Source organism: Lysinibacillus sp. GW823-FHT02G10 (genome assembly GCF_058797135.1).
This window is the reverse complement of sequence record NZ_JBXAJI010000002.1, coordinates 440,831-460,917: the sequence shown is the minus strand read 5'-3', so window position 1 is coordinate 460,917 and position 20,087 is coordinate 440,831. Positions and strand designations below refer to the sequence as shown.

Here is a 20,087-nt window from a genome sequence, read left to right as displayed (position 1 = left end):
TCATACATATTCAAATATTTGAATATGTAGTTATATGGAGGGGTTTTTTATGGACGAGGGCTTACAACAGTTCAAAGCGGATTTTTTCAAAGCATTAGCACATCCGTTACGCATCAGAATACTTGAACTCCTTGTAGATGGACAGAAAAGTGTCAATGAGATTCAAGATTGCTTAGAGAAAGAGGGTTCTGCTGTTTCTCAGCAATTAAGTGTATTGCGTGCTAAAAATATTGTTTATGGCGTGAAGGAAGGAAAAAAAGTTTATTATTCTTTAAGTGACCCAATGATTGGTGCATTACTTGGGGTGGCAAAGGATATTTTTAATAACCATTTGGTTAATACCATTTCGAGATTAGAGGAAATGACAAGTAATGAAGGTGACGAAGAGAATAAGTAAATCAATGATGATGAAAAATTGGGCTTTGCTTATTATTTCGAAGGGAAGATTTATCTATGAAGTCACTGTTTACAGGACGCTTTGAAGGATATTCAGTTCAACATGTAAAGAAGGATTTATTGTCAGGGATTATTGTGGGAATCGTTGCTATTCCACTTGCCATGTCCTTTGCCATAGCATCGGGTGTGAAACCTGAATATGGGATTTATACGGCTTGCATTGCAGGTATTCTTATTTCTCTCTTTGGAGGTTCTAAATATCAAATAGGTGGGCCTACGGGGGCGTTTGTGCCAATTCTATTGGGGATTGTTCTTACCTATGGCTATGAAGATTTATTACTTGCGGGTTTGATGGCAGGGGTATTGCTTTGTGTCATGGGCTTTTTTAAGTTAGGGACTTTAATTAAGTTTATTCCACGTCCTGTAACAGTTGGTTTTACAGCAGGGATAGCAGTGATTATTTTTACAGGTCAAATCGCTAACTTTCTAGGGCTCACAAATGTTAAAAGGCATGAATATTTTATCGCCAACATACAGGAAATCATTAAGCAGCTTGGTACGACAAATACGTATAGTATTCTTACTGCTGTCGTATGCTTGGCGACAATAATGATAACTCCAAAGTTTTTTCCAAAGGTTCCAGGAGCATTAGCGGGTATCGTTGTCTCTACACTTATGGCAACTTTCTTCTTTTCAGGACAAGTTGCTACCATTGCAACGGCTTATGGGCAAATTCCTAATACATTACCTCATTTCGCCTTACCAAACATCACGCTCGAACGATTACAACAACTTATTGGCCCAGCGTTTGTCATTGCAATGCTAGGTGGTATTGAGTCTCTATTATCGGCAGTTGTGGCGGATGGGATGACAAATAGTAAGCATAACAGTAATCGTGAGTTAATTGGTCAGGGGATTGCTAATATTGTGACGCCTTTATTCGGTGGTATTCCAGCAACAGGCGCCATTGCACGCACAGCGACCAATATCAAAACAGGCGCAGTATCTCCTATGTCGGGTATCATTCATGGTGTGTTTGTTTTAATCACATTATTGTTATTAGCTCCATATGCATCTCATATTCCGTTAGCAAGCATGGCTCCGGTACTGATGGTCGTAGCTTGGAATATGAGTGAACGACATCATTTTTCACATATCGCAAAACTAAAATCAGGCGACTCACTGGTATTATTGATTACCTTTTTATTAACGGTATTCACTAGTCTTACATTAGCAGTAGAGGTAGGGCTTGTGCTGGCTGTGCTATTATTTGCGAAACGCATGAGTGAAAAGCTTGTTGTTACAAAAGTACTTCCAGATCATTCAAATAAAAGTGAAAAGGTACAGCCACATGTAGTGCATCAGCAGCATGATTGCCCGCAAATTAGTATGTACACAATTGAAGGGCCGTTGTTTTTTGGTGCTGCACAAATGTTTGAACAAACGATTGAAAGTACTTTGCATCAGCAACCAAGAGTTTTGATATTACGGATGGGGAAAGTGCCCTTTATGGATTCTACTGGAGAAGCATATTTTAGCAATATCATTGAAAATTATACAGCACAGGGCGGTACTATTTTGGTAACGGGTGTGCAAGGAGATTTAAAGGATGCTCTTCAGCACAATGGACTTTACGATAAAATAGGCGCGCAGCATTTTTTTCAGCATACTGGAGAAGCGATTACAAAAGCTTTCCATTATTTAAACGTCAATCAATGTATTGGTTGTCAGCACTTTGCTTTTCATGAATGTCAGGATTTATCAAAGTCTAAGGAAGAAAAGGATTTAATTGTTCAGTAATGGGTAAGCTGTAAACAAAGGCTTGTGCTTTTCAATACTTTCCATTAGAATAAATGCAATATCATGTAAAGACTGTGATGAGGAATAGTAGATTTGTGGTTCTTTTTAGAGAGCTAGCGGTTGGTGGGAGCTAGTAAGAATGCAAGTTGAACTCGCCTTCTGAGTCTGCCCGCGTGAAACAACGTGTGTCGTTTCTTCCGCGTTAAGGAAGCTTGAGCCGAGTGTAATCACTAATTTGGGTGGTACCGCGGGAGTACAAATTCTCTCGTCCCTTCTATAAGAAAGGGGCGAGTTTTTTTATTTTTTAAATATTTTGTCAATTATGATGGAGAGCAGCACGATCAATCGAAGGAGGAAAAAAAATGAGTTTTAATCATGAACAAATTGAAAAAAAGTGGCAGCAATATTGGGCTGATAACAAAACATTTAAAACTGAAAATGAAACAGCGAAGCCTAAATTCTTTGCTTTAGATATGTTCCCTTATCCATCTGGCGCAGGACTACATGTAGGCCATCCAGAGGGGTATACGGCAACTGATATTCTATCACGCTTTAAACGTATGCAAGGCTATAATGTACTTCATCCAATGGGCTGGGATGCTTTTGGTTTACCAGCTGAGCAATATGCACTTGATACAGGGAATGATCCAGCTGAATTTACAGCTAAAAATATTGCGACATTTAAACGTCAAATTCAAGAGCTAGGCTTCAGCTATGATTGGGATCGCGAAATTAACACAACTGATCCAGAGTATTATAAATGGACACAATGGATTTTTATCCAGCTTTATAAGAAAGGTTTAGCTTATGTAGATGAAGTAGCTGTTAACTGGTGTCCAGCACTTGGCACGGTATTAGCTAACGAAGAAGTAATTGATGGGAAATCAGAGCGTGGTGGTCATCCAGTAGAACGCAGACCAATGAAGCAGTGGATGCTTAAAATTACAGCCTATGCTGATCGTTTAATCGATGACTTAGAAGAAGTTGATTGGCCTGAATCTATTAAAGATATGCAACGCAATTGGATTGGCCGTTCAGAAGGGGCAGAAGTGACATTTGCCATTGACGGTTCTGATCAAAACTTCACAGTTTTCACAACACGTCCTGATACATTGTTTGGTGCTACATACTGTGTGCTTGCACCAGAGCATAAATTAGTGGAACAAATTACAACAGCTGACCAACGCCAAGCTGTTGAGGCTTATTTAGAGAAAGTTAAAATGAAATCCGACTTAGAGCGTACAGATTTAGCGAAAGAAAAAACAGGTGTATTTACAGGTGCTTATGCAGTGAATCCGATTAACGGTAAAAAAGTGCCGATTTGGATTGCTGACTATGTGTTAGTGTCTTATGGTACAGGTGCTATTATGGCGGTGCCAGCACATGATGAACGTGACTATGAATTCGCAACTGAATTTGGCTTAGACATCGTTCCTGTACTTGAAGGTGGAGACATTAGCAAAGAAGCATTTACAGGTGATGGTCAACATATTAACTCTGAATTCCTGAATGGCTTAAATAAAGCAGATGGCATTGCGAAAGCCATTGAATGGTTAGCGGAAAAAGGTGTAGGGGAGAAGAAAATTTCTTATCGTCTACGTGACTGGTTATTCTCCCGTCAGCGTTATTGGGGTGAACCAATTCCAATGATTCATTGGGAAGATGGCACGATTACGCCAGTTCCAGAATCAGAATTACCTTTAATGCTACCAAAAACAGATAATATCCGTCCATCAGGTACTGGTGAATCACCATTAGCAAATATTGAAGAATGGGTAAATGTTGTCGATCCAGAGACAGGTAAAAAAGGACGTCGTGAAACAAATACAATGCCGCAGTGGGCAGGTTCGAGCTGGTACTTCCTACGCTATATCGACCCTACAAATACAGAGGCGATTGCAGACCCAGAGTTACTAAAACGTTGGTTACCTGTTGATATTTATATTGGTGGTGCGGAGCATGCTGTATTACATTTACTATACGCTCGCTTCTGGCATAAAGTTCTCTATGATTTAGGTGTTGTTCATACAAAAGAGCCATTCCAAAAATTATTTAACCAGGGAATGATTCTAGGTGAAGGTAACGAGAAAATGTCTAAATCTAAGGGCAATGTTGTCAACCCGGATGAAATCATTACGTCACATGGTGCCGATACATTACGTTTATATGAAATGTTCATGGGCCCACTAGAGGCTTCTGTTGCATGGTCTACAAATGGTTTAGATGGAGCACGTCGCTTCTTAGACCGTATCTGGCGTCTATTTGTCAGTGAAGAAGATGGCGCAATTTCAGCAAAAATTCAAGTGTCTAACGATCAATCACTTGAAAAATCATACCACCAAACAGTGAAAAAAGTGACAGAGGATTATGAAGGCATCCGCTTTAACACAGCTATTTCACAAATGATGGTCTTTATTAATGATTGCTATAAAGCTGATGTGATTCCAACGACTTATGCTGAAGGCTTTGTGAAAATGCTAGCTCCAATCGCTCCACATATTGCAGAAGAACTATGGCAACTATTAGGACACGATTCAACTCTTTCATATGAGCAATGGCCAACATATGATGAAGCAAAGCTTGTGGATGATGAAGTAGAAATTGCTGTACAAGTTGCTGGTAAAGTTCGTGCTAAGATCGTCGTAGCAAAAGATGCTTCAAAAGAGGATATTGAAAAAGTAGCACTTGCCGATGAAAAGGTTCAAGAATACATGGCAGGAAAGAGCTTAGTGAAAATCATCGTTATTCCAGGCAAACTTGTCAATATTGTCGTAAAATAAAGAGATATAAAGTAAAAATGTACATTACTAAATTCAATTTTAGTAATGTACATTTTTTAATTTAGAGCTTAAGCAATAAAATAAGGATTGCACCCATCTAACTGAGTGCAGTTCAATAAATAGCTCCTGATACAATTAAATAATCAATCCCACAATAATAGCTGTTAGGATACTTACGAGTGTAGCACCGTACAACAACTTTAGTCCAAATCGAGCAACGACATTCCCTTGCCTTTCATTCAAACCTTTTACAGCTCCCGAAATAATCCCGATTGATGAAAAGTTGGCAAAAGATACGAGGAATACAGAAATAATACCTAATGTACGTTCACTCATGGACTCAGCAACATCGCCAAGGTTAATCATAGCAACAAATTCGTTTGTTACTAATTTGGTTGCCATAATACCGCCAGCAGCCACAGCATCTGCCCATGGGATACCCATTAGGAAAGCGATTGGCGCAAAGATATAGCCTAATATTTCTTGGAAAGATATACCGATAATCATATCGAATAATGAATTGATTAAATCCATTAATGCTACGAAACCAATAAGCATTGCCCCAACAATGATGGCTACCTTAAAGCCATCCATAATATATTCGCCAATCATTTGAAAGAAAGCTTGCTTCTGTTCATCTTCAATTGTTAAGATATCTTCTTTTTCATCCACAGTATATGGATTAATGATGGAAACAATAATAAATCCACCAAACAGGTTTAATACAATGGCCGTAACAACATACTTTGGCTCAATCATCGTCATATAAGCTCCAACTACTGACATCGAAACAGTCGACATAGCAGAAGCGCATAATGTATACATACGTTGTGGTGCAATCTTATCTAATTGCTTTTTAACAGTTATGAACACTTCGGATTGGCCTACCATAGCAGAAGCAACAGCATTATAGGATTCCAATTTCCCCATGCCACTTACTTTACTTAAAAATAAACCTACCCATTTCATCAGAAAAGGAAGAATTTTAAAATGCTGCAAGATCCCAATCAGAACAGATATAAAGACGATCGGTAATAAAACTGTTAAAAAGAAGGGTGATTCGCCTTCATTTGCTAAGCCACCAAAAACAAATGATATACCTGCATTTGCATAGGACAATAAGTGATCAAACACTTTGGTGATTCCTTTGATTAGCACATAGCCGACCGTTGTATTAAGTAGTAAAGCTGCCAATAAAAATTGGATGATCAACATAATCACTATATATTTATATTTTATTTCTTTTTTGTTTTTACTCATTAATAAAGCTAAGGCAAAAACAAGTAACAATCCACAAAAGGATATTAAGTATCTCATAAGTTCCTCCATAAGTTCGGTGATATTTTGTCCTGATGTTCCAATTTCAGAAGAACAGCTAAAGATCTTAATTAGTCAGACGTCAGACAAACAATCTCACTATAACAGTTTTTTTGCTAGTTATTCAATAGATAAAAGAAAAAAAGTATGCAACATGGCATACAAATAAATTCACTCTTAAAAATGTAGGTTATTTCTTTAGGAGTTACTATTCATAAAAAATACCCTCTTATTGTGTGAGGATTTTTTCTTTTTATGACCTTCATGTTAACGAAACTTTTCGATTTTTTTTGAAACCAACTAAGTTCGGATTACGACTATAGGGTGAATGTTTATAGGAGGTGTTTGGATGAGTGAGCATTTAGTGGCCATTATGGAAGAACACGGAGAATATTGCTTACGAGTGGCTTATCTTTATGTAAAGGATTGGGCGATGGCAGAAGAAATAGTCCAGGATGTCTTTTTTTCTTATTATCTGCAGCAGGATCGCTTTGAACAAAGAGCATCTCTAAAGACCTATTTAGTTAAAATAACTGTACATAAAAGTCATGATTATTTGCGAAGCTGGAAAAATAAACGCCATCAACTGTTGGAAAAATTGCATATTGGTGCAAGTAAACGAACACCAGAAACGATGCTATTAGCACAGGATGAACGGACAACATTAACAAATGCTTTATTTGAGTTACCTATTACTTATAGAGAAGTCGTCATCCTTTATTATTATCAGGAATTAAAGGTTAGAGAAATTGCAGATATTCTTACATGTGCAGAAAATACAGTTAAAACCAGATTGCATCGAGCAAGAAAAATGTTACAGGAAAAATTAGCGAATAATAAGTGGGAGGTGTTAATGAATGACAACTTTTAAAGAGAAATTGGATCAAGAACTTGGCGAAGCACCACGATTTACGAAATCCTTACAGGAGGATATTTTACGGCAAGTGCGGCAAACAAAAAAGACAAGACGCTGGTCATATCCATTGATTATCATAGGCGCGATAGTTATGTTTCTATTGATAATAGAAATCGGTCCATTAGGGCAGATAGAGCAAACGCAACATGCTTCAATTGTTCAATTAGCACAGCAGCAATCAATAAAAAAATATACAATGATTTACAATTCGGATGAGGAGATCTTTAAGGCTGGAAGACCTGGGTGGGTCATTGGACAACGAGTAATGGAGCAAAGTTCAGAAAAAGTGTTATTACAACAACTATTACAGCAAGCTACAGTGACTCAAATGAATGAGCGTACTTTTTTTAGATTACAACGTGATGTCTGGGTAGAATTTGAAAAAGGTCAGGTTATGAAGCTGAAAATGTTCATAAACGAGGAGGATATCGGAATTGTTGATTATGATAACAATTCATTTTATAAAGTAGAAAATAAAGATTTGGCCAAGGCTTATTTAGATCTTATTCTCAATGATGATGCTAAATTTGGAATGTCAGGTTTAATCGTTATGCTAGTTATTTTTCTAGCTATCCAAATGCTTGGCGATAAACTAATGAGGAAAATGTTTAATATACCAAAGGAGTATGTCAATAGTCATCATAGACGTGCTGTTTGGGCTATTAAAATTTTGAATACCATGATGCTCATGGTGATCATAATTAAAGGGTGGATTTTATTTACTGTTATCATTGGAGGATATTTAGTTGTCAGCCTTTTCAGCTCTATTTTCATTGACTATTACTATGGTCGAGAGGAAAAAAGACATTATCTTTCCATTAGTTCGGCCATTGTTGGCTTGCTATCACTAATCCTATTTTTATTTTATATCAGTTAAATAACTTATAAACCTGAACCCGAATAAATCTCGAGTTCAGGTATTTTTTTCTATCGTTTCAGTCTGAAGCATTAATTGATAAATACTCGAGATCATAAAGCTGGTAGCTAATCCGTAAAGCGTATTAAAGCTTAAACCAACACCAATTCCAATGATGATGGATAGCAGGATGACAAGCCAGCTATGCTTATGAATATGGCGATTCGTAAATAAAAGGATTAACACAAACGGTAGCATGGTAATGTGCAGAAAGGCAAAAGAATAAATAACACCTAAAATCGTTAAATCGATAGATAAGAAACAGGTGAATAAAATAATCATCAGGCCAATCAAATAGAAATAATAGGGTCTTTTCGTCACAAAAAAACGTTTCGTTGCCCGCATGTCTACAAGCAAGGTTGTGACAATGGCTAATAGGACAATGACGAGAAAAGCAAATGTCAGAAAGCCTGGTTGTACTTCATATAAAAACGTAAAAATCAGTACTTGGAATTGGCCAAATGATCCGCTGTATAGAGCAATCATTAAAATTGCCGTAAATGATAGCGTTAATAACGCTAAAATTACACCTGAGGAAAACAGACTGCTACGTACTTTTTTAGGTTTTATAAAGGCAATTAAATACCATGTTGATTTATCAAAAAATACTTGTCCTAAAACGGCTAGTTGAATAATGACATAGAACAGCAGAATTTCGCTATTTTTAAAATAAAATAAATAAGGGTGATATAAGCGAATACCCTCATATACGGTGCTTGCCCCATTTAGTACAAAGTAATAAATAGGGATAAAAATAAGTAATGAAAAAAGAGCAATAATAAATAAAATTTCCAACCATAGTATACTTTTCACTGACATGATGCGGTCAAGAAGTAAGATGCTGATTAAAAAGAAAAAAAGTGTAATAGGGACTGGAATATTTAACATAATTTCAGACAATACACTAATGCTTATTAATTGAATAAGCCAAAGTTCAATACCTGTTAACAAGTAAAATAGACGTATAACCTTTAAATTCATTCCAGACAATTTACGCTGTATGGTAAAGAGCAAAAAGCTTTGTGTATGCTGATTTTGTGTGTAATCGCTCTTATTCAGCAATGAGCCAAGTATGATAAACGAAATAGCTGTTGCTAATGTATAACAAATGCCCGCCATAAAACCAAAAGAAATAAGGGCTGAAGGAGAGGACAATAATAAATTACCATTAATCCATCTCGCTAAAAGAATAATGACTCCTGCTGCTGTGCTTAAACTTGCAAATGGAACAAGCAATGAAAACTTCCTTAGCATACTATTAAAGACCTTTACTCATTTTAGAGGATTTATATTGACGTGGTGATTGATTATATTTTTTCTTAAACGCAACACTAAAATAGTGCTGACTATTAAAACCACAGCTCTCAGCAATTGCAGACATACTTGTGTCTAGATTTTCATTGATTTTCTTTACAGCCATTTCTAGGCGATAATTATTAATATATTCATTAATGCCAATAGACTGCTCCTCCAAAAATTTACGACTTAAATAGCTCGGATTCAAATGAATTTTTTCAGCAATAATATTGAGACTCAGTTTTTCATAATAGTTTTCATGAATATAGGAAAGTGCGCTTTGAATCGCATCATGGTTAGAACTCCACACCTTATATTTCTCCACAATAGCATCTAATTCACTTGCAATGACTGGTTTTGTAAGATAATCCTTTACCCCGATACGCAATGCTTGTTGGGCATATTCAAAGGTTTGATAAGCTGTTACCATGATGATGTCTACCTCATAAAGCGCTTTTAATTCCTTGCTCAACGTGATTCCATCTTTCCCAGGCATTTGAATATCCAAAAAGGCGATAGTCATACGGTGCTTCTTAGCTAATTGCAGAGCTTGTGAGGCATCTTGGGCAGTATGGAAGGTCCAATTCGGAAAATGTGGCTTTAATAAATAAATCATTTGCTCAAGCTCTAATGGCTCATCATCTGCGATTAAAATATTCATGGCGAGATACTCCTTTCTCCTTCCAGTTGATAGAATGCCTAAGCGGGAACATGGATGGTAACAGTGTAATGCTGTTCATTGTTTTGAATCGAGAATAAAATATTTTCGAGCCCGTAAATGAGCTCAAGCCGTTTTCTAATATTTTCGAGCCCATAACCTTGCTGCAGTTCGTCTACTACCTGTTCAGTAGTCATTTCTATTTTTTCTAAAGGCTGTGTATTTTTAATTTCAATTAATAAGCTATTATCCATTTTTTTGATTGTAATGGATAGCTCTGCAGGTCCTATATGTTTTTCAAAGCTATGTTTATAGGCATTTTCAATAATAGTCTGCAGAATAAAAGGTGGTATTTGGACGGATAGTGCTTCATCATCAACATATTTATTTACAGTCAAACGATGGCCAAATCGCAAATGTTGAATATTTAAATAACTATCGACAAATTGTACCTCGTTCTTTAACGCAATTAACACCTCATGATTATTATATTTAAATTTAAAAAATGTTGCCAAAGCCTCAATGCCCGCAACCAAATCTTCCTTCCGATTGATGCGAGCTAGGCTTAATAATGAATTTAATGCATTAAAAAAGAAATGTGGCTGTATTTGCTGATTCAACTGGAGAATATTTGCTCTTTGTAAATCCTGCTCAAGCTCTAAATTTCTTTTTTCCTCCTCAAGGCTATCGATTTGCTTTTCGAAAATAAATATAAAAGTAAGCAGAAAAGCTCCAATAATTGGAGCAATTACACATAGGAGAATATATATGTTGAAGGTTTCTGGTTGTAACATAATGACCTCTCCGTTTATTTTGTAAGTGTAAGATACATTAAACTAAATTTTCTGCGAAATGGCAAGCTACCTTATGTGTTGCAGTGATCGCTCGTAGTGCTGGCACTTCTGCTTTACATTTATCCGTTGCGAATGGGCAACGTGTGTGAAAGCTACAGCCAGTAGGGGGACTAAGAGGTGATGGTAGGTCACCTTTTAAAATAATACGCTCCTTACGATACTGCTTATCAATAACAGGTATAGAAGAAAACAGTGCTTTTGTATAAGGATGATGTGGCTGAGTAAAAAGGGGATGCTTATCAGCAATTTCTACGACCTTTCCAAGATACATCACCATAATTCGGTCTGAAATATGTCGAACAACACTTAAATCGTGTGAGATAAATAAAAAGGTTAAATCTAAATCTCTTTGTAGTTGTTTTAGTAAATTTAGTATTTGAGCTTGAATGGAAACATCTAGGGCAGAAACAGACTCATCACAAATAATAATTTTAGGATTAACAGCAAGGGCTCTGGCAATACCAATCCGCTGACGCTGACCACCCGAAAATTCATGTGGATAACGCTCTAAGTATTCAGGACGTAACCCGACAAGAGACATTAATTCAATCATGCGTGCTTCTTGATGCTCAGGTGGTACAATTTTTTGAATAGACATGGCCTCTGTTAACATTTTACGAATGGTTCTTCGTGGGTTAAGGGACGCATAGGGATCTTGGAAAATAATTTGAATGTCCTTGCGTGCAGCACGAAGCTCTTTTTTGTTCATATTCACTAAATTTTTACCGAATAATAATACCTCTCCAGCAGTAGGCTCATCTAATCTTAAAATAGAACGACCAGTAGTTGATTTTCCGCAGCCAGATTCTCCAACAATACTGAGCGTCTCACCAGGCATGATGTCGAAAGACACCCCATCCACAGCTTTTACAACCTGCTGTGGACCGAAGAGCTTTTCTTTTTTTAAGAAAAAATGCTGCTTTAAATCATTTACTTGTAATAGTGGTTGTGTATGTTGCGCTGTTGTCATACTGTCAGCTCCTTCATAAGTGTTTCTCCTTGCCATTCATTACTGTACATCCAGCATCTTACCTTTTTTCCTTGCTCAACAGTCAAAAGCTCAGGCTGTTGTTCACGACATAAATCTGTAGCAAATGGGCAACGTTCTGCATAACGGCAGCCAATTGGATAATTATAGGGACTTGGGACAGTTCCGTGAATAGTAGATAATTCTTCTTGGTCTTCATATAGCTTTGGTAATGATTGAATTAATCCATTTGTATAAGGGTGTAGCGGTTTTTCAAAAAGACTTTCTGTTGTGCCTTCTTCTACAACCTGTCCCGCATACATAACAGCAATCTTATCGCAGATTTCTGCTACAACACCAAGGTCATGGGTAATGAAGATAATGCTCATGCCTAGTTGTTTTTGCAGGTTTTGAATAATATCAATAATTTGAGCTTGAATAGTTACATCAAGGGCAGTTGTCGGTTCGTCAGCAATTAACACATCTGGTGTACACGCTAGTGCCATGGCAATCATAATGCGCTGTCGCATCCCACCACTTAACTGATAAGGCTCCTGCTTCGCTCTTTTTTCGGGTGCAGGAATCCCAACTAGGCGAATCATATCGACAGCCTTTTGCCATGCTTCTTTACGTGATAAGCCTTGGTGCAATCGAATGGATTCAGCAATTTGCTCTCCAACGGATAATACAGGATTTAAGCTTGTCATAGGCTCTTGAAAAATCATCGATATTTTATTGCCCCGAATTTTACGTAGCTCTTCATCTGAGAGCTTCAAAATGTCTGTATTATTTAATAAAATTTCGCCATTGATGATTTTACCAGGAGGCGATGGTACTAAACGAAGTAATGACAGGGAAGTCATGGATTTTCCACAACCAGATTCACCAACAATGCCCAGTGTTTCTCCTTTTTGAAGAGTAAAGGATACCCCATCGACAGCTTTGGCAACCCCTTCACTCGAATAAAAATAGGTTTGTAAATTTTTTACTTCCAACACGGTTTCTTGTTTCATCCGTTTTTCCCCTCCTTAGTTTAAATCCATTCGTTTATTAAAGAATCGGTACAATATGTCTACAAAAAGATTAATGAAAACAAATATTAATGAGGCAACAAGAACGCCACCTTGTACGACTGGTATATCACGTGTTCGAATGGCATCTACAATCATTCGTCCTAATCCGTTTACAGCGAAAACCGATTCAACTAAAACTGTTCCGCCAAGTAAACTACCAAACTGTAAGCCTACTACTGTAATAACTGGAATCAAGGCATTGCGTAATGCGTGCTTTAAAATGATGATGTATCCTTTTAAGCCTTTTGCTTTCGCTGTTCGTATATAGTCTTGGTTTACAACCTCTAACATACTAGAGCGAGTCATACGAGCGACGATGGCAGCTCCACCAGCACCAAGTGTGACAGCTGGTAGAATAATATGTTTGGCACTATCCCAGCCTGCTACAGGAAGCCAGTGTAACTGTACAGAGAATACATACATTAATAAAATTCCTAACCAGAAGCTTGGAAGGGAAATCCCTAATAAAGCGACAACCATTAATCCTACATCCATCAAAGAATAAGGACGGATAGCGGAGATAATACCCGCAATAAGCCCCAGAACAATGGTGATTAAAATACTATAAAAGGCTAGCTCTATGGTAATCGGTAATCGGGAGGTAATTTCCTCGAATACTGGTTGATTATTTTTTAAAGAGTTACCCATATCTCCTTGTAGAAGATTTTTAATATAGTCTGTATATTGAACTGCTAATGGTTTATTGAGCCCTAAATTTTCACGTAATTCTGCAACCGTTTCTTGAGAAGCTCCTTCTCCTGCTAAAATAATCGCTGGGTCTCCGGGAATCATCTGCATAATTAGAAAAACAACAAGCGTTACACCAAGTGTTACAGGAATAATTTGAGCTAGTCGTTTTAAGATAAATAATGTCATGTGTCTTCTCTCCTTTAATTTTTCATTCTTGGGTCTAGCGCATCGCGTAAACCGTCACCAAATAAGTTAAAGCCTAATACAAGTATAGAAATCATAATACCTGGGAATAGCGCCATATAAGGAGCAGTAAATAGGAAATCTCGTCCGTTAGAAAGCATGGCACCCCATTCAGGAGATGGTGGCTGAGCACCTAAACCTAAGAATGATAGTCCTGCTGCAGATAGAATAGCGGTTGCTAAGCGCATTGATGCTTGTACAATAATAGGTGATAAAATATTTGGAAAAATATGCTTAATTAAAATCGTCATATCATTTGCTCCAAGTGTTTTGACAGCATCGATATATTCTAATTTTTTAACCTCCATTGTTGAGCCACGTACAATACGAGCAAACATAGGAATAGAGAAAAAACCAACAGCAATTGTGACATTGATAAGGCTCGGCCCCAATGCACTAACAATCGCTAAAGCTAGCAAAATACCTGGGAACGCAAGCATGATATCTAAAATTCGACTAATAATAGAATCAACCCATCTGCCATAATAGCCAGCAATAAGACCTAAGAAAGTGCCGATTGTACCACCGAATAAAACAGCTGAAATACCAACACCAATTGATAAACGTGATCCATATAAAATTCGACTTAAAATATCTCGCCCTTTGTCATCCGTTCCCATTAGATGTTCAACGCTTGGTCCTTGTAATTTTTGATCTAATTGTACGTCGTAGGGATCGTAAGGGGCTAAAATGGGCCCGATAAGAAACATCAATATATATAGAAGAATGATGATGCCTCCTACGACAGCTGCTTTATTCTTTTTGATTTTGTTTAGGAAAGAAACAAGATTCTTTTTTCTAGATGCCTTGCGTGCATTCACTAAAACAGAATGATCAATAGTAGTTGTTACTTTATTCATATCGAATACTCCTTTTCTATTTGATTTGATTTCAATTTAGTGAAAAGCGTAAAGAATGTAAATATTTTATGGCTTATTAGTCAGAAAATTTAAAAAACACGTAAAAATTTTAAAAAACAAGTGAATTTTATTTCTTTATAATTCGAAATGTAAGGAACAAATCACACAAGGAGGAAATGTTGATGAAGAAAATGAAGTTGTTTTTATTCATGTCACTAATAACTGTACTTATTCTGCAAGCCTGCTCTACTGCTAGCAATAATAGTACAGAAGGTTCCAAAGAGGGATCAAAAAGCGTAGGAGGAGAATTAGTTGTTCTAAGAGCAGCAGATGCGACAAGTCTTGATCCTCACTTTATTACAGATATTCCATCAGCAAATATTATTCATGGCAAGGTATATGAAACACTTGTCGCTTTTGATAGAGATCGTAAAATTGTTCCATTACTTGCAAAAGAGTGGGAGCAAAAAGATGAAGTCACTTGGACATTTACATTAAATGAAGGCATTAAATTCCATGATGGAGCAGATTTTAATGCAGAGGCTGTAAAAGCGACATTTGACCGAATTCTAGATCCTGCAACTGGATCACCACAGCGTGATAAATTATCTATGATTAGTGAAGTAGTGGTAGATGATGAATATGTTGTAACGTTGAAATTAAAAGAACCATATGCTCCGCTTCTATCTATTTTAGCCAGTCAAGAGGGTAGCATGATAAGCCCGAAAGCGATTGCTGAAGCAGCGGACGAATTAGCAACTCATCCAGTAGGGACAGGCCCATTTGTATTTGAAACTTGGAAATCTGGTCAAGAAATTACTTTAACTTCGAATAAAGACTATTGGGGAACTGTACCGAAAGTAGATAAAGTAACATTTAAAGTTGTACCAGAGGATTCTACTCGTCTAGCAATGATTGAAAGTGGAGAAGCACATATTGCTGAACAAGTACCTGTAACAGAGATTGATCGTATTGAAAATTCTTCAACGATGAATTTATTCCGTGCAGAAGGACTAGCAGTAGAATTTATCGGATTCAACGTGAAAGATACGTTATTATCTGATGTAAAAGTACGTCAAGCTATTAGCTATGCTGTTGACCGTGAAGCAATTATTAGCGGTATTTATGATAATGTAGGAACACTTGCAAATTCTGCAATGAGTCCAAAAATTATTGGATATTCTAGTGAAACGAAACCGTATGACTATGATGTAGTGAAGGCTAAAGAATTGTTAAAAGAAGCTGGCGTTCAAGAGGGAACAAAAGTTAAATTACTGACAAGTGACCGTAAAGAGCGTATCAACATGGCGGAGGTTATTCAATCTCAATTAAAAGGAATCGGATTAGATGTTGATATTCAAGTAATGGAGTATGGTGCCTTTATTTCTGAAATTACGAAAGAACAGCATCAAATCTTTATTAGTGGTTGGGGTAATGCAACGGGTGATGCTGATTATAACCAATACAATCTATTCCACACTGCATCTATGGGGCCTCCAGGAAACCATTTCTACTATTCAAATCCAGAAGTAGACAAGCTAATTGAGCAAGGGCGTTCTGAAGCAAACCAAGAGGCACGTAATGAAATCTACAAAAAAGCAATGCAAATCGAGTTAGACGAAGCTGTGTATATTCCAGTGCGTAACTATGAGCATTTAGCAGTTTACAGCAATGCTGTAAAAGGTTTCTGGTTAGATGCATCTAACTACACGATGATCAGTGGCGTTGAAATTGTAGAGTAATCAAATTTGGTGATAGACGAAAAAATACCAATTGGGAGGAAACTATGAGTAAACTATTGCTGAAAAATGTGAGATTAGAAGAAGCATATGAGCGCGAAAATGAACACATTGTTGCTACTCGTACAGGTATTTATGATGTTCTAATCGAAGATGGACATGTTCAACAAGTAGATAAGGATATAGTGGCTGATGAAGATGTAGAAGTAATAGATGCACAACAGCAATTATTAGTCCCTTCATTCCGAGAAATGCATATTCATATTGATAAAACGTATTTCGGCGGAGAATGGCAGGCACCAAGACCCATTACTAAAGGGATTTTAACACGCATTGAAGAAGAAAGAACACTACTACCTAAACAATTGCCGACAGCTGCTTATCGAGCTGAGGAAATGGTGAAGTGGCTCATTTCCCAAGGACACACACATATTCGTTCACATTGTAATGTTGACCCACAAATTGGGACAAAGCATATTGAAATTACAAAACAGGTTTTAGCAAACTATCAAGATCAAATCACCTATGATATTGTAGCCTTTCCACAGCATGGCTTATTACGCTCCAATGTAGAGGGACTAATCCGTGAGGCAATGGCGATGGGAGCAACGCTTGTTGGAGGCGTTGACCCATCCATTGTAGATCGCAATATCGAAAAGTCATTGCAAACAACGATGGGTATTGCACAAGACTATAATGCAGGGATCGATATTCATATTCACACAGCAAACACACTAGGCGAATTTGAATTTTATAAACTGATTGAGTTAACGAAACAGGCGAAAAAAGAAGGTCAAGTCACAATTAGCCATGCGATGGCACTTGCTGATTTAGAACAGTCACGTTTAGAGAATTTAGTTCAAGCCATGGCTGAGGTACAAATGGATGTAACAACAACTGTACCAATCGATTTGAACCGTTCGACAATACCAATTCCTTATCTTTATAACAATGGTGTAAAGGTATCTGTGGGACATGATAGCTTAACAGATCATTGGTCACCATATGGTACTGGTAATACGATTATGAAATTAAATGTCATGGCGGAGAGATTCCGTTTTATTGATGAATATTCATTAAGTCGAGCTTGGAAATACGCCTCTGGCGGTATCACACCATTGAATGATGCAGGAGAACGTGTTTGGCCACAAGTTGGTGATAAAGCGAATATGCTGTTAGTGGATGGCGTGAGCACTGCACATGCGATAGCAAGAAGATGCCCAATTACTACGGTCATTTCACAAGGCAAAATGATTCACCAACAGGATGTAGGAGAGTTGAAAGGAGAATTCAGATGAAGCACTGGCTTACAAATGTTCTACTTGAAACAGGAGAATATCTAAAGGAAAATGATACAGTTGGAACGAAAGTGGAGCTTTTTCACCTTGAAATTACAGATGGCTTCATTTCGCAAATTGTACCCGCAACAGACGCAATCGATTCTCAAAACGAAGTCACAGATATGAAAGGGAAGCTGCTATTACCTGCCTTTAAGGAAATGCATAATCATTTAGATAAAACATACTTATCTTTACCGTGGAAGGCTTGTGTGCCCGTAAAGAATTTAAAGGAACGACTTGATCGTGAAGCACAAAAGTTATCCGTTCTTGCTACAACAGGTAAACAACGTGCGGCTGCAATGATTGAAAAAATCCTTAAGAATGGTGCGAATCATATTCGTACACATGTCAATATCGATCCATACATTGGATTAAAAAATTTAGAAGGTGTACTAGCGGCATTGGACGATTATAAAGATGTCGTGACATCCGAAGTCATTGCCTTTCCACAGCATGGTCTACTAAGAGATGATGTCCCTAAATTATTGCGTGAAGCTTTACGCAATGGAGCGACGATGATTGGCGGCCTAGATCCAGCTGGCATCGATAACTCGATCGAGCCTTCTCTTTATGAAGTGATGGATATTGCACAGGAATTTAATGTTGATGTCGATATTCATTTACATGATGGTGGACATGTTGGGTATTATACAATCGATAAATGGATAGACATCGTGGAGGATGCCAAATATCAGGGGAGAACGGCAATAAGTCATGCCTTTTCACTTGGTGATGTATCAATCATGGAGCAACATAAAATTGCAGATCGTTTAGCACAACAACAAGTAAAAATAATGTCAACGGTGCCATTTGATTTGCGACGTTTAATTCCACCGATTGAATTACTAACAGAGCACGGCGTGGATGTCCATTTTGGTTGTGACGGCTTTTATGATTCTTGGAGTCCTAATGGCTCAGGAGATATTTTAGAAAAAGCGACTACTTTTGCAGATATTTCTCGTAAACTTGATGAACGCTCTATTCGACAAACATTAAAATATATTACAAGTGGTGTCACGCCATTAGATGCAAATGGTCAGAAGGTTTGGCCGAATGTGAAGGACGAAGCAAGTTTTGTATTCTTTGACGCAGTATCAAGCGCGGAAGTTATTGCACGTAAACCATCCAACCGAGTGGTTATGTCTAAAGGAAAGTTTATCAATTAAGCATAAATCTAAATCCCCCTTATTTAGATAACATAGCAAACTAGAAATTTTCTAGTTTGCTATACTTATGTTTTAATAGAAAAGATGAATAAAGGAAAGGGAAGTAGATTTGCCATTACTTATGTAGAAATCTCTTTATTTGCGGGTGCGATAAAATATGAAACAACTAACAATCTATATGATTTTATTTAGCTGTGTATTTTTTTGGGCCAGTAACTTCATTATTGGCTCTATTTTAATTGAACATTGGGATCCTTTAACGGTTGCCATTTTTAGATTGATTGTCATTGTTCTCTTTTTAGGAGGGATTAGTTGGAAAGCAATCTACCGAACAACATTTACAAGAATTGATTTATTGTTATTGATCCTTGCAGGAATACTGGGCGTTTCCATTAATCACTATAGCTTTTATGCTAGTCTCCAGCACACTTCTCCTATCACTGCGGCTTTAATATTAGCCTGTGCACCGATTGTCACATCTCTGCTGAATAAAATGATCTATCATGAATCACGTAACGGCATATTTTGGCTAGGTGCAATACTTTCATTTGTTGGTGTTGGCCTCATCATTACAAAAGGGGCACTTATCACCATTTCAATCGGTAAGGGTGAGGTGCTGAGCTTAATTACAATGCTAAGCTTTGCTTTGTTCCTCATTATTGTCAATCATCTTAGTCTGAAAATGTCAGCCCAGTCGATTACGTTCTATACAAATTTAATAGGTTTACTGGTGCTTGTGCCGTTTTCATTTACTATTTTGCCGCAGACGAATTGGCAAGTTGCAATACCCTACTGGTTTTTGCTCATTTTATCAGCGATTATTATTCATGGGGTAAGCAATTTAATGTGGAATCAAAAAATGAAAGAGGTCGGCTCAACAAATGCGTCGCTGTTGTTAAACTTTGAGCCAGCTATAGCCATGCTATTGAGTGCTGTATTTTTAAAACAATTCCCTACAAGTGTTCAAATATATGGCTCTTTATTAATTTTAGTAGGAATTTTGTTGTGTATTTATTATAAAGAAATTAAAGCAATTGTCCTTGTAAAAAAAACAATGAATTAGCAAAAAAAGAGAT

The 20,087-nt window shown here is 37.2% G+C and carries 17 protein-coding genes and 1 other annotated feature; of the genes, 9 read left to right on the top strand and 8 right to left on the bottom strand.

All coding sequences use genetic code 11. The features are described 5' to 3' along the window. The first annotated feature begins 49 nt into the window (after nucleotides 1-49). The 3 genes from AC1RFD_RS12110 to leuS all read left to right on the top strand — a co-directional run bounded on the left by AC1RFD_RS12110 (nucleotide 50) and on the right by leuS (nucleotide 4,976). The gene (locus AC1RFD_RS12110; RefSeq protein WP_048391099.1) at nucleotides 50-397 is read left to right on the top strand and encodes an ArsR/SmtB family transcription factor; all 348 of its coding nucleotides are present in this window, start codon (nucleotides 50-52) and stop codon (nucleotides 395-397) included. 56 nt (nucleotides 398-453) lie between these two features. Beyond that, entirely contained in the window at nucleotides 454-2,196 is a 1,743-nt protein-coding gene (locus AC1RFD_RS12105) for a SulP family inorganic anion transporter (RefSeq protein WP_054549915.1), read from the top strand. Between the two features lie 65 nt (nucleotides 2,197-2,261). Next, nucleotides 2,262-2,472, top strand: a binding site (T-box leader). An 86-nt stretch (nucleotides 2,473-2,558) separates the two neighbouring features. After that, nucleotides 2,559-4,976: a leucine--tRNA ligase gene (leuS, locus tag AC1RFD_RS12100; protein ID WP_054549916.1), complete on the top strand. Its 2,418-nt coding sequence runs from the start codon at nucleotides 2,559-2,561 to the stop codon at nucleotides 4,974-4,976. 135 nt (nucleotides 4,977-5,111) lie between these two features. Here the strand turns inward: leuS and AC1RFD_RS12095 are convergent, their stop codons facing one another. Further along, nucleotides 5,112-6,293: a NupC/NupG family nucleoside CNT transporter gene (locus AC1RFD_RS12095; RefSeq protein WP_048391105.1), complete on the bottom strand. Its 1,182-nt coding sequence runs from the start codon at nucleotides 6,291-6,293 to the stop codon at nucleotides 5,112-5,114. 349 nt (nucleotides 6,294-6,642) lie between these two features. Here AC1RFD_RS12095 and AC1RFD_RS12090 point away from each other — a divergent pair, with 349 nt between their 5' ends. After that, nucleotides 6,643-7,164 carry a sigma-70 family RNA polymerase sigma factor gene (locus AC1RFD_RS12090; protein ID WP_066038093.1) on the top strand — a complete coding sequence of 174 codons (522 nt, stop codon included), beginning with the start codon at nucleotides 6,643-6,645 and terminating at the stop codon, nucleotides 7,162-7,164. Next, nucleotides 7,151-8,086 (top strand): DUF4181 domain-containing protein, encoded by a 936-nt coding sequence (locus tag AC1RFD_RS12085; RefSeq protein ID WP_492474933.1) that lies wholly within the window; start codon nucleotides 7,151-7,153, stop codon nucleotides 8,084-8,086. Before AC1RFD_RS12090 ends, AC1RFD_RS12085 begins: the two co-directional genes overlap by 14 nt. A 36-nt stretch (nucleotides 8,087-8,122) precedes the next feature. On the opposite strand, the gene AC1RFD_RS12080 is transcribed toward AC1RFD_RS12085, so the two are convergent. From AC1RFD_RS12080 to AC1RFD_RS12050, 7 genes are read right to left on the bottom strand one after another with little or no spacing between them, the layout of a single operon-like run. Then, the gene (locus tag AC1RFD_RS12080) at nucleotides 8,123-9,361 is read right to left on the bottom strand and encodes a permease (protein WP_313870355.1); all 1,239 of its coding nucleotides are present in this window, start codon (nucleotides 9,359-9,361) and stop codon (nucleotides 8,123-8,125) included. Between the two features lie 22 nt (nucleotides 9,362-9,383). Further along, complete coding sequence (locus AC1RFD_RS12075; protein WP_004226027.1) at nucleotides 9,384-10,082, bottom strand: response regulator transcription factor; 699 nt, start codon at nucleotides 10,080-10,082, stop codon at nucleotides 9,384-9,386. Between the two features lie 38 nt (nucleotides 10,083-10,120). After that, complete coding sequence (locus AC1RFD_RS12070; protein ID WP_492474932.1) at nucleotides 10,121-10,873, bottom strand: sensor histidine kinase; 753 nt, start codon at nucleotides 10,871-10,873, stop codon at nucleotides 10,121-10,123. Between the two features lie 37 nt (nucleotides 10,874-10,910). Continuing rightward, nucleotides 10,911-11,903, bottom strand: a complete 993-nt coding sequence (locus tag AC1RFD_RS12065; protein WP_492474931.1) for an ABC transporter ATP-binding protein — start codon at nucleotides 11,901-11,903, stop codon at nucleotides 10,911-10,913. Then, nucleotides 11,900-12,913 (bottom strand): ABC transporter ATP-binding protein, encoded by a 1,014-nt coding sequence (locus AC1RFD_RS12060; RefSeq protein ID WP_054549920.1) that lies wholly within the window; start codon nucleotides 12,911-12,913, stop codon nucleotides 11,900-11,902. Before AC1RFD_RS12060 ends, AC1RFD_RS12065 begins: the two co-directional genes overlap by 4 nt. 15 nt (nucleotides 12,914-12,928) lie before the next feature. Next, nucleotides 12,929-13,849, bottom strand: a complete 921-nt coding sequence (gene nikB / locus AC1RFD_RS12055; RefSeq protein WP_048391119.1) for a nickel ABC transporter permease — start codon at nucleotides 13,847-13,849, stop codon at nucleotides 12,929-12,931. Between the two features lie 14 nt (nucleotides 13,850-13,863). Further along, complete coding sequence (locus tag AC1RFD_RS12050; protein WP_048391122.1) at nucleotides 13,864-14,766, bottom strand: ABC transporter permease; 903 nt, start codon at nucleotides 14,764-14,766, stop codon at nucleotides 13,864-13,866. 182 nt (nucleotides 14,767-14,948) lie between these two features. Here AC1RFD_RS12050 and AC1RFD_RS12045 point away from each other — a divergent pair, with 182 nt between their 5' ends. The 4 genes from AC1RFD_RS12045 to AC1RFD_RS12030 all read left to right on the top strand — a co-directional run bounded on the left by AC1RFD_RS12045 (nucleotide 14,949) and on the right by AC1RFD_RS12030 (nucleotide 20,074). Further along, the gene (locus AC1RFD_RS12045) at nucleotides 14,949-16,508 is read left to right on the top strand and encodes a glutathione ABC transporter substrate-binding protein (protein ID WP_492474930.1); all 1,560 of its coding nucleotides are present in this window, start codon (nucleotides 14,949-14,951) and stop codon (nucleotides 16,506-16,508) included. A 44-nt stretch (nucleotides 16,509-16,552) separates the two neighbouring features. Continuing rightward, a complete protein-coding gene (locus AC1RFD_RS12040) occupies nucleotides 16,553-17,803 on the top strand; it encodes an amidohydrolase family protein (protein WP_281216040.1) in 1,251 nt (416 codons plus the stop codon). Continuing rightward, nucleotides 17,800-19,011, top strand: a complete 1,212-nt coding sequence (locus tag AC1RFD_RS12035) for an amidohydrolase (protein ID WP_492474929.1) — start codon at nucleotides 17,800-17,802, stop codon at nucleotides 19,009-19,011. Before AC1RFD_RS12040 ends, AC1RFD_RS12035 begins: the two co-directional genes overlap by 4 nt. A 157-nt stretch (nucleotides 19,012-19,168) precedes the next feature. Further along, nucleotides 19,169-20,074: a DMT family transporter gene (locus AC1RFD_RS12030; protein ID WP_492474928.1), complete on the top strand. Its 906-nt coding sequence runs from the start codon at nucleotides 19,169-19,171 to the stop codon at nucleotides 20,072-20,074. Nucleotides 20,075-20,087 lie beyond the last annotated feature (13 nt).

Coding starts and splice junctions, on each gene's coding strand:
- AC1RFD_RS12110 (WP_048391099.1), top strand. CDS start 50: ATGGACGAGGGCTTACAACAGTTCAAAGCGGATTTTTTCAAAGCATTA.
- AC1RFD_RS12105 (WP_054549915.1), top strand. CDS start 454: ATGAAGTCACTGTTTACAGGACGCTTTGAAGGATATTCAGTTCAACAT.
- leuS (WP_054549916.1), top strand. CDS start 2,559: ATGAGTTTTAATCATGAACAAATTGAAAAAAAGTGGCAGCAATATTGG.
- AC1RFD_RS12095 (WP_048391105.1), bottom strand. CDS start 6,293: ATGAGATACTTAATATCCTTTTGTGGATTGTTACTTGTTTTTGCCTTA.
- AC1RFD_RS12090 (WP_066038093.1), top strand. CDS start 6,643: ATGAGTGAGCATTTAGTGGCCATTATGGAAGAACACGGAGAATATTGC.
- AC1RFD_RS12085 (WP_492474933.1), top strand. CDS start 7,151: ATGACAACTTTTAAAGAGAAATTGGATCAAGAACTTGGCGAAGCACCA.
- AC1RFD_RS12075 (WP_004226027.1), bottom strand. CDS start 10,082: ATGAATATTTTAATCGCAGATGATGAGCCATTAGAGCTTGAGCAAATG.
- AC1RFD_RS12070 (WP_492474932.1), bottom strand. CDS start 10,873: ATGTTACAACCAGAAACCTTCAACATATATATTCTCCTATGTGTAATT.
- AC1RFD_RS12065 (WP_492474931.1), bottom strand. CDS start 11,903: ATGACAACAGCGCAACATACACAACCACTATTACAAGTAAATGATTTA.
- AC1RFD_RS12060 (WP_054549920.1), bottom strand. CDS start 12,913: ATGAAACAAGAAACCGTGTTGGAAGTAAAAAATTTACAAACCTATTTT.
- nikB (WP_048391119.1), bottom strand. CDS start 13,849: ATGACATTATTTATCTTAAAACGACTAGCTCAAATTATTCCTGTAACA.
- AC1RFD_RS12050 (WP_048391122.1), bottom strand. CDS start 14,766: ATGAATAAAGTAACAACTACTATTGATCATTCTGTTTTAGTGAATGCA.
- AC1RFD_RS12045 (WP_492474930.1), top strand. CDS start 14,949: ATGAAGAAAATGAAGTTGTTTTTATTCATGTCACTAATAACTGTACTT.
- AC1RFD_RS12040 (WP_281216040.1), top strand. CDS start 16,553: ATGAGTAAACTATTGCTGAAAAATGTGAGATTAGAAGAAGCATATGAG.
- AC1RFD_RS12035 (WP_492474929.1), top strand. CDS start 17,800: ATGAAGCACTGGCTTACAAATGTTCTACTTGAAACAGGAGAATATCTA.
- AC1RFD_RS12030 (WP_492474928.1), top strand. CDS start 19,169: ATGAAACAACTAACAATCTATATGATTTTATTTAGCTGTGTATTTTTT.